At 75.9% G+C, this 2,315-nt stretch carries 2 protein-coding genes; both read right to left on the bottom strand.

Translation table 11 applies throughout. The features are described from left to right. The coding region (locus tag AB0I76_RS27890) for a DEAD/DEAH box helicase (protein WP_357041507.1) at nucleotides 1–1,182 on the bottom strand (1,182 nt) is incomplete at its 3' end. Further along, on the bottom strand, nucleotides 1,179–2,315 hold a 1,137-nt coding region (locus AB0I76_RS27885), incomplete at its 5' end, for a DAK2 domain-containing protein (RefSeq protein ID WP_357041504.1). The genes AB0I76_RS27890 and AB0I76_RS27885, both read right to left, overlap by 4 nt.

Raw genomic sequence — 2,315 nt, 5'->3', positions numbered from 1 at the left:
CCGTACGCCGACGTTCCACGGCCGCCGCTGACGCGGGACCGGCGGCGTACGGCCCAGTCGGTCGGCGTAGAAGGCGGGCTCCGCCCCCGGACGCCACGGCAGTGCGGCGCCCAGCTCACCCGCCCGGCCCAGCGGCCCCAGCAGATCGAGGATGCCGCGGTGGTGCTGGGCCGCGAGCACCTCGGTCGGGGCGAGCAGCGCGGCCTGCCCGCCGGCGTCGACCACCTGGAGCATCGCGCGCAGCGCCACCACCGTCTTGCCCGAGCCCACCTCGCCCTGGAGCAGCCGGTGCATCGGGTGCGCGGTGGCCAGGTCCGCAGCGATCTCGACGCCGACGTCGTGCTGGCCGGAGGTCAGCTCGTACGGCAGTCGGGCGTCGAACGCGTCCAGCAGGCCGCCGGATGTCGCGGGCCGGGGACGGGCCGGCCAGGCGGCGGCCCGGTGCTTGCGCTGCACCAGGGTGAGCTGCACGGCGAACGCCTCGTCCCACTTGAGCCGCCGCCGGGCCCGGTAGAGCGCCTCCTTGCTGGTGGGGCGGTGGATCTCGCGCAACGCCCCGGCGATGCCGACCAGGTTGCGGGTGGCCCGCACGGTCGCCGGCAGCGGATCCTCGGGCGGGGTGAACGTGTCCAGGACGACCCGGACGCAGCGGGCGATCACCCAGGTCGGCACCGCCGCCGCGGCCGGGTAGACCGGGATGAGCGCACCGGCGAACTCCTCGATCTCCTCGCTGGCGGCCGCCTCCCCGTCGCCGCCCTCGCCGAGCAGGACGTACTCCGGACCGTTGAGCTGCCGCTTGCCCCGGAACTCGGTGACCTTGCCGGCGAACAGCCCCCACCGGCCGGGCCGCAGCTCCCGCTCGCGCCACGCCTGGTTGCCGAAGAAGGTCAGGGTCAGCGACCCGCCGGAGCCGTCGCCGACGGTCACCTCCAGCAGGTTGCCCCGGCGCTGCCGCATCGGGCGTACGGCGGTGCGCTGCACCTGGGCCAGCACGGTCACCTGCTCGCCGACGTCCAGCGAGCGGATGTCGGTGTGCTCGCCGCGCTCGTCGTACCGCCGGGGGAAGTGGTAGATCAGGTCACCGGCCGTGTGCAGGTCGAGGTGGGAGGCGAGGGCCTTCGCCGTCTTCTCACCGACCAGCTTCTTCAACGGCGTGTCGACGGTGGCCGCCTCGGACGTCATTCGACACCTACCAGGAGCGGGTAGTGCGGCTGTCCGCCGGGGTACGCGTGCACCTCGACGAAGGGCCAGCAACGGGTGACATGGTCGCGCACGGCCTCGGTCAGCCCGTCCGGCGCGTCCGCGCCGGCCAGCAGGGTGACCAGCTCCCCGCCGCCGCCGAGCATTCGGTCGACCACGGCGGTGCAGGTGTCGACGAGGTCCGCCCCGATCAGGTGCACCTCGCCCTCGACCAGCGCCAGCACGTCACCCGGTCGGCAGGGACCGGCCACGGTGAGCGCCTCCCGGCTGGCGTGGCACACCTCGGCGTACCGGCAGGCGCCGGCCGCCTCGGCCATCGCGATCACGTCGTCGGAGAAGCGGCGGGCCGGGTCACGGACCGCGAGCGCGGCGAGTGCCTGCACGGGGGAACGGGTCGGCACCACGCTGACCTTCACGCCCAGGCGGTGCGCCTCCTTCGCGGCGGCGCCGGCCACGGCCTGGGTGTTGGGGTCGTTGGGCAGCACGACCACGCGGGCCGCACCGGTGGCCCGGATCGCGTCGAGCAGCTCACCGGTCGACGGGTTGCCCGGCACCACCGTGGCGCCCTCGGCCGCGAACAGCTCGGCGATGCCGGCGCCCGTGGCGACCACCACCGCGGCACGGCCGTCCGGCAGCGCCGGCACCGGCGGCGGGACCTGGTCGGCGAAGCGGGTCACCGAAATCCGGTGCGGCCGGCCGGCCTCCACCCCCGCCTCGATCGCGGCGCCGACGTCGTTGACGTGGACGTGCACGTTCCAGGTGCCGTCGCCCGTGCCCCCGTCGCCGACCACGACCAGCGAGTCGCCCAGCTCGGCGAGGCGGATGCGCAACCGGGCCACGGCCCCCGGCTCGGCGTCGAGCAGGAACTGCACCTCGTACGCGTACTCCTCGGAGCCGGTCTCGCGGGCGGCCGTGACCGGCGGTCGGACCGGGCGCGGGGCGGGCGCCAGGTGCTCCGGGCTCTCCCCCGTCACGACCTCGACCAGCGCGTCGAGCAGTACGCAGAGGCCCTGGCCGCCGGCGTCGACGACGCCGGCGCGGGCCAGCGCGGGCAGCTGCTCCGGGGTGCGGGCCAGGGCTGCCGACGCGGCCCGCGCCGCCGCCCGGACCACCCC

It is taken from the genome of Micromonospora sp. NPDC049799 (assembly GCF_040656655.1).
Taxonomy (GTDB): Bacteria; Actinomycetota; Actinomycetes; order Mycobacteriales; family Micromonosporaceae; genus Micromonospora.
This window is presented reverse-complemented; position numbering and strand designations above follow the sequence as displayed.